The following is a 6,015-nucleotide window of genomic DNA, read 5'->3' as shown; positions in this document are numbered from 1 at the left end:
TACAATCACCACCGCATCAAGCTCAAGCTGAAAGGGCTGAGTCCTGTGATGTACAGAACCCAGCCCTCACGGCATTAGCCAACAACTGTCCAACTTTGCGGGGTCGGTTCAATTCGAGCCGGGCTTTTTTTATGGCACTAGCCGAACGGACGAATGGTGCTTCGTGAACCGTCTCTGTACCGTAACGACTCATCGCCGGATCGCTTCGAGGTCGCTTATGACTTGACCGCACGGCGCGTTACGTATAATATTTTGTACACGAAAGGCGGCTATGGAGCACGAAAAAGAAATACGCTGGCTGGGCTCCAGCTTTCGCGATTTACTCGCTTTTCCCGAGGAGCCACGGCGTCGGGCAGGGTTTCAGCTTCGCAAGATTCAGGCTGGGCTCGACCCTGACGACTGGAAGCCGTTCGACTCTATCGGCCCCGGAACACGCGAAATTCGCATTCGGGAATCCGAAGGCATTTTCCGCGTCATGTATGTGACGAAATTTGTCGAAGCGCTGTATGTACTGCACTGCTTCCAGAAGAAATCACAAAAGCTGGGACCGCTCGACAAAAAGATTGCCGCGACGCGATATCGCGCCATCCTCACTGATAGGAAAACTGAACAATGACGACCGACACAAAAATTCGTCACGTGACAAAGCCCGGTGCCAATCTGTTCGTCGAACTGGGCTTTTCACCCGACGAGGCGAAGCGTCTCTACGCGGCGTCGCAAAAGCAGATTAACGACACACGGCTGCTCAAGGAGCAGCTGATGACTGAACTCTCGAGCTGGATCGAACAACATCATCTGAAGCAAGCCGAGGCCGCAGAAATTCTGATGGTGTCGCGCCCGCGCGTGTCCGACGTGGTCAACAAGAAAACCACCAAGTTCACCATCGACACACTGGTGGAAATGATGAGCCGGATCGGCAAGCCGGTGACGCTGGCCGTTGGTTAGCCGTGGACGACAGCGAGGCTTACGCTTGACGCTCGTGTTGCCACAGCACGTCGGCACCACCGTCCGCGCGATTCAGCACGCGAGCGAGCACGAACAGCAGGTCGGACAGCCGGTTCACGTACTGACGCGGCGCCGCATTGACCGGCTCGTCCTCCCCTAGCGCGACAATCGCCCGTTCGGCGCGGCGGCAAACCGTGCGGCACACGTGAGCAAGCGCGGCCGCGCGCGAGCCGCCCGGCAGGATGAACTCCTTCAGCGGCGGCAACGCGGCGTTGTAGTCGGCGAGCCAGGTGTCGAGTTGCACAAGATGCTGCTCGGTGATCATCGTGTGGCCAGGAATGCAGAGCTCACCGCCCAGATCGAACAGGTCATGCTGGATCGCAACCAGCGCCGCGCGCACGCTGTCCGGCAGGTTTTCGCACAACAGCACGCCGAGGTTCGAATTGAGTTCGTCCACGTCGCCGATCGCGGCAATGCGCGCGCTGTCCTTGCGTACGCGGCGGCCGTCGCCGAGACCGGTGGTGCCGTCATCGCCTGTACGAGTGGCGATCTTGCTCAAGCGGTTGCCCATCATTTCTCCCATGCATTCAGTAACGATGCGTCCATGCAATACGACTTAAAAGGAAGGCTCAAAGGTGAAAGCGCGGCCCCGCCGCACGTAGGTTAAAACGGCCAGTAAAGCCACCGCGTTTATCCATATTGCGCGCATCGTGAAGTCGCCGCCATTATAGGAGCGGTCGCCGCCCCGACGGCGGCCCGCGGGCGATCGGCGTAAAATGAAACACCTGCTGCAAACAGCATTGCCCCAAAAATCAGGAGACAAGCGTGAACCATCCCGTGCCACCGGCCCCGCTGCGCCGGCCGTTTCCCGCCGAGTTGCTGAGCGCGCTCAAAGCCGCCTTCGGTGAGCGCGTGTCGGTTGCCGAAGCCGTTCGCACCCACCACGGCCGTGACGAATCGCCGTTCGATCCCCAACTGCCCGACGCGGTCGTGTTCGCGCGTAACACCGAAGACGTGCAAACCGTCGTCAGGCTATGCGGTCAGTACAACGTGCCGATCATTCCTTACGGTAACGGATCATCGCTCGAAGGACACTTGCTGGCCGTGCAAGGCGGCGTGTCGATCGACTTGTCCGAAATGAACCGGGTCCTGTCCATTAACGCCGAAGACCTGACGGTCACCGTCGAGCCGGGCATTTCGCGCAAGCAGTTGAATGAAGCACTGCGCGACACTGGGCTGTTCTTCCCGATCGACCCGGGCGCGGACGCCAGCATCGGCGGCATGTCGGCCACGCGCGCGTCGGGTACGAATGCCGTGCGCTACGGCACGATGCGCGAGAACGTGCTTGGACTCACCGTGGTTCTCGCCGACGGCCGCGTGATTAAAACCGGTACGCGGGCGCGCAAATCGTCGGCAGGCTACGACCTCACGCGTCTCTTTGTTGGTTCCGAAGGCACGCTTGGCGTGATCACGGAAATCACCGTGCGCCTTTATCCGCAACCCGAGGCGGTGTCCGCTGCGATCTGTGCTTTTCCGTCCATGGGCGACGCGGTGCGTTCCGTCATCGAGACGATCCAGATGGGTGTGCCGATCGCGCGCGTGGAATTTGTCGACTCGCTCGCCATCCGCGCCATCAATCGTCATTCGAATCTGACGCTGCGTGAAGCGCCCACGCTGTTCTTTGAATTTCATGGCACCGAGGCCGGCGTCAAGGAGCAGGTCGAACTGGTCCAGGAAATCACCGCGCAAAATTCCGGCGAAGGGTTTGAATGGGCAACCCGGCCGGAAGACCGCAGCCGTCTGTGGAACGCGCGTCACAACGCCTACTTCGCGATGCTCCAGTTGAAGCCCGGTTGCCGAGCCGTCACCACGGATGTTTGCGTACCGATCTCGCGCCTCGCCGAATGCGTGATAGAAACTGAAAAGGACCTGAACGCGTCACCGCTGCCCTGCCCGATTGTCGGCCATGTCGGCGACGGCAATTTCCACGTCGCGATCCTCGTCGATCCTAACAAACCGGAAGAACTCATCGAAGCCGAGCGGCTCAACCACCTCATCGTCCACCGCGCGCTGCGCATGGACGGCACGTGCACGGGCGAACATGGTGTCGGCTTGCACAAGATGGGCTTCCTGCTCGAAGAACACGGTGACGTCGCAGTAGATACGATGCGCTCGATCAAGCACGCGCTCGATCCGCACAATCTGATGAACCCAGGAAAGATTTTCGCTTGGGCAGCTTGACGTAGCTCACGCGTCACAAAGACGCGGCAAAGGCGCGGCGGCGTTTTTAAAGCGCGCGCGCCAGCCCCGAAAAGCACGATCAGTCAAAGCTGGAGGAGACAAGTCACATGAACGCACCCGCTGAACTGACGGCTGAAGTACTTGCCCAGCGCCAGCGCGAAGTCGTACAGGCGCTGATGGCCGTACTGCCGACCCACTGTCTGCTGTACCGTGAAGAAGACACCGTCGCTTATGAATGCGATGGCCTCGCTGCCTACCGGCGTCTACCGCTTGCGGTTGCGTTACCCGAAACGGAATCGCAGGTGCAACGCATCGTGCAGATTTGCCACCGTCTCGAAGTGCCAATCGTGCCGCGTGGCGCGGGCACCGGTTTGTCCGGGGGCGCCATGCCGATCCGTCATGGCGTGGTGGTGTCGCTTGCACGCTTCAGAAAAATTGTCGAAGTCGACTCGTATGCACGAACCGCCACCGTGCAGCCCGGCGTGCGCAACCTGTCGATCTCCGAGGCAGCCGCGCCATACGGGCTGTACTACGCGCCCGACCCATCGTCACAGATCGCATGCACGATCGGCGGCAATGTGTCGGAGAATTCGGGCGGCGTGCATTGCCTCAAATACGGCCTCACCGTGCACAACGTGTTGCGCGTACGCGCGGTGACGATGGAAGGCGAGATCGTCGAATTTGGCTCGCTCGCGCCCGACTCACCCGGTCTCGATCTGCTGGCGGTGATGATCGGCAGCGAAGGCATGTTTGCGATCGTCACCGAGGTCACGGTCAAGCTGATCCCGAAACCGCAGACTGCGCAGGTCATCATGGCCAGCTTCGACGACGTGGTGAAAGGCGGCGATGCGGTGGCCGGCATCATTGCGGCGGGCATCATTCCGGCGGGCCTCGAGATGATGGACAAACCGGCCACGCGTGCCGTTGAAGAATTCGTCAACGCGGGCTACGACCTCGACGCGGCGGCCATCCTGCTGTGCGAATCAGACGGCACGCCTGAAGAAGTCGCCGACGAAATCGTGCGCATGACCGCGGTGTTGCGTGAACAGGGCGCAACGCGAATTCAGATTTCCCGCTCGGAGGCCGAGCGGCTGCGTTTCTGGTCCGGTCGCAAGAATGCATTTCCGGCCGCCGGCCGCATCTCACCCGACTATTACTGCATGGACGGCACCGTGCCGCGCCGCAGTATCGGGCCGCTGCTCGCGCGTATCGAGGAAATGGAAAAGCGCTACAGCCTGCGCTGCATCAACGTGTTCCATGCGGGCGACGGCAATATGCATCCGCTGATCCTCTTTAACGGCAACGACCAGGATGAGTGGCACCGTGCCGAGGCTTTTGGTTGCGACATTCTCGAAGCCTGCGTGGAACTGGGTGGCACAGTCACGGGTGAGCACGGCGTCGGCATCGAGAAGATCAACTCGATGTGCGTGCAGTTTTCGCCCGAAGAGCGTGACGCCTTCCACGCGGTCAAACGGGCCTTCGACTCGCCCGGCCTCCTTAACCCCGACAAGGGCATTCCCACGCGGGCGCGGTGCGCCGAATACGGCAAGATGCATGTGCGGGGCGGCTTGTTGCCCCACCCTGAATTGCCGCGCTTCTAGTCAGTTATAAAAACGTAAGAACTGCTTCGGTGTCGGGTCTTAGGCCCCGCCACCCTGATTACCCGATGCGGGTCCGCTCCTGGTTGCCAGCGAGCCCCCGCCAGGTACAATCAATCGAAACACAACGAAGCAGGACACCATGGAAGAGGACGACATCGTCGCCGTATGGTCGGAACGCGTGCGTTCGGCCAGCGCCGAAGGACGCGCGTTGCGCATCCGCGGCGGCGGCACCAAAGACTGGTATGGCCAGACGCTGGAAGGTGACATCCTCGACACGCGCGCTCACCGCGGCATCATCGCGTACGATCCAGCGGAACTGGTCATCACCGCGCGGGCAGGCACGCCGCTGCTGGAAATCGAAGCAGCACTCGCCGAACACGACCAGATGTTCGCGTTCGAACCGCCGCACTTCGGCCCGCAGGCTACGCTTGGCGGCTGTGTTGCCGCTGGCATCTCCGGTCCGCGTCGACCCGCTGCGGGCGCAGTGCGCGACTTCGTGCTCGGCGCGGTCGTCATGAACGGGCAAGGCCAGAAGCTGCATTTTGGCGGACAGGTGGTGAAAAACGTCGCCGGTTATGACGTTTCCCGTCTGTTGGCCGGCTCGCTCGGCACCCTCGGCCTGATTCTCGAACTGTCGGTAAAGGTGCTGCCATTGCCGCCGACCGAAGCCACCATCAAGTTCGATATGAATGGCACCGACGCGGTTCGTAAGCTCAACGAATGGGGCGGCCGGCCGTTGCCGATCACGGCCAGCGCGTGGCGCCACGGCACACTAGTCGTGCGGTTGGCCGGCGCTGAAGCGGCAGTCAAGGCGGCGCGCACTTCCCTCGGCGGCGAAGTGGTCGATGCGGTCGAGGCGGAACGTTTCTGGTCCGGCCTGCGCGAACAGACCGACACGTTCTTCTCGGGCATCCCGCCAAAGGCCGCGCTCTGGCGTCTCGCGTTGCCGTCCATCACCGAGCCAATGCAGCTGCCCGGCGCGCAACTGATGGAATGGGGCGGCGGCCAGCGCTGGTGGATTACCGACACCGACGCGCAAACCGTGCGCATCAGCGCCAAGCAGGCCGGCGGTCATGCCACGATTTTCCGCACTGGCCACGGCTACGATCGCAGCGCCGGCGTATTCACCCCGCTGCCCGCACCGCTGATGAAAATTCATCGCGGTCTGAAAAACGCTTTCGACCCGGCCCGCATCTTCAATCGCGGCCGTCTCTACTCCGACTTCTGA

The 6,015-nt window shown here is 61.5% G+C and carries 7 protein-coding genes; 6 read left to right on the top strand and 1 reads right to left on the bottom strand.

Annotation, left to right across the window (positions count from 1 at the left end; translation table 11 throughout):
* The 3 genes from LMG28727_RS34700 to LMG28727_RS31610 all read left to right on the top strand — a co-directional run.
* On the top strand, nt 1-78 hold a 78-nt coding region (locus tag LMG28727_RS34700), incomplete at its 5' end, for an IS3 family transposase (protein ID WP_328811583.1).
* A gap of 193 nt (nt 79-271) precedes the next feature.
* Nucleotides 272-616, top strand: a complete 345-nt coding sequence (locus LMG28727_RS31615; protein ID WP_201646238.1) for a type II toxin-antitoxin system RelE/ParE family toxin — start codon at nt 272-274, stop codon at nt 614-616.
* A complete protein-coding gene (locus LMG28727_RS31610) occupies nt 613-945 on the top strand; it encodes a helix-turn-helix domain-containing protein (protein ID WP_201646237.1) in 333 nt (110 codons plus the stop codon). Before LMG28727_RS31615 ends, LMG28727_RS31610 begins: the two co-directional genes overlap by 4 nt.
* Before the next feature lie 19 nt (nt 946-964).
* Here LMG28727_RS31610 and LMG28727_RS31605 read toward each other — a convergent pair whose 3' ends face one another.
* Nucleotides 965-1,516, bottom strand: a complete 552-nt coding sequence (locus tag LMG28727_RS31605; protein WP_201646242.1) for a cob(I)yrinic acid a,c-diamide adenosyltransferase — start codon at nt 1,514-1,516, stop codon at nt 965-967.
* A gap of 254 nt (nt 1,517-1,770) precedes the next feature.
* On the opposite strand from LMG28727_RS31605, the gene LMG28727_RS31600 reads away from it, so the two are divergent.
* From LMG28727_RS31600 to glcE, 3 genes are all read left to right on the top strand, one after another.
* On the top strand, nt 1,771-3,186 hold the full coding sequence (locus tag LMG28727_RS31600; RefSeq protein ID WP_201646236.1) for an FAD-linked oxidase C-terminal domain-containing protein: 1,416 nt from the start codon (nt 1,771-1,773) through the stop codon (nt 3,184-3,186).
* Between the two features lie 107 nt (nt 3,187-3,293).
* A complete protein-coding gene (locus tag LMG28727_RS31595) occupies nt 3,294-4,787 on the top strand; it encodes an FAD-linked oxidase C-terminal domain-containing protein (RefSeq protein ID WP_201646235.1) in 1,494 nt (497 codons plus the stop codon).
* Between the two features lie 139 nt (nt 4,788-4,926).
* On the top strand, nt 4,927-6,015 hold the full coding sequence (gene glcE, locus LMG28727_RS31590) for a glycolate oxidase subunit GlcE (protein WP_201646234.1): 1,089 nt from the start codon (nt 4,927-4,929) through the stop codon (nt 6,013-6,015).

It is taken from the genome of Paraburkholderia metrosideri (assembly GCF_904848625.1).
GTDB lineage: Bacteria > Pseudomonadota > Gammaproteobacteria > Burkholderiales > Burkholderiaceae > Paraburkholderia > Paraburkholderia metrosideri.
Note: the sequence above shows the minus strand (reverse complement) of the source record. Positions and strands in the feature narration are given on the sequence as shown.

Bases quoted from the DNA above. Each gene is read 5' to 3' on its own strand.
- glcE (WP_201646234.1), top strand. From the start codon at position 4,927: ATGGAAGAGGACGACATCGTCGCCGTATGGTCGGAACGCGTGCGTTCG.
- LMG28727_RS31605 (WP_201646242.1), bottom strand. From the start codon at position 1,516: ATGGGCAACCGCTTGAGCAAGATCGCCACTCGTACAGGCGATGACGGC.
- LMG28727_RS31595 (WP_201646235.1), top strand. From the start codon at position 3,294: ATGAACGCACCCGCTGAACTGACGGCTGAAGTACTTGCCCAGCGCCAG.
- LMG28727_RS31615 (WP_201646238.1), top strand. From the start codon at position 272: ATGGAGCACGAAAAAGAAATACGCTGGCTGGGCTCCAGCTTTCGCGAT.
- LMG28727_RS31610 (WP_201646237.1), top strand. From the start codon at position 613: ATGACGACCGACACAAAAATTCGTCACGTGACAAAGCCCGGTGCCAAT.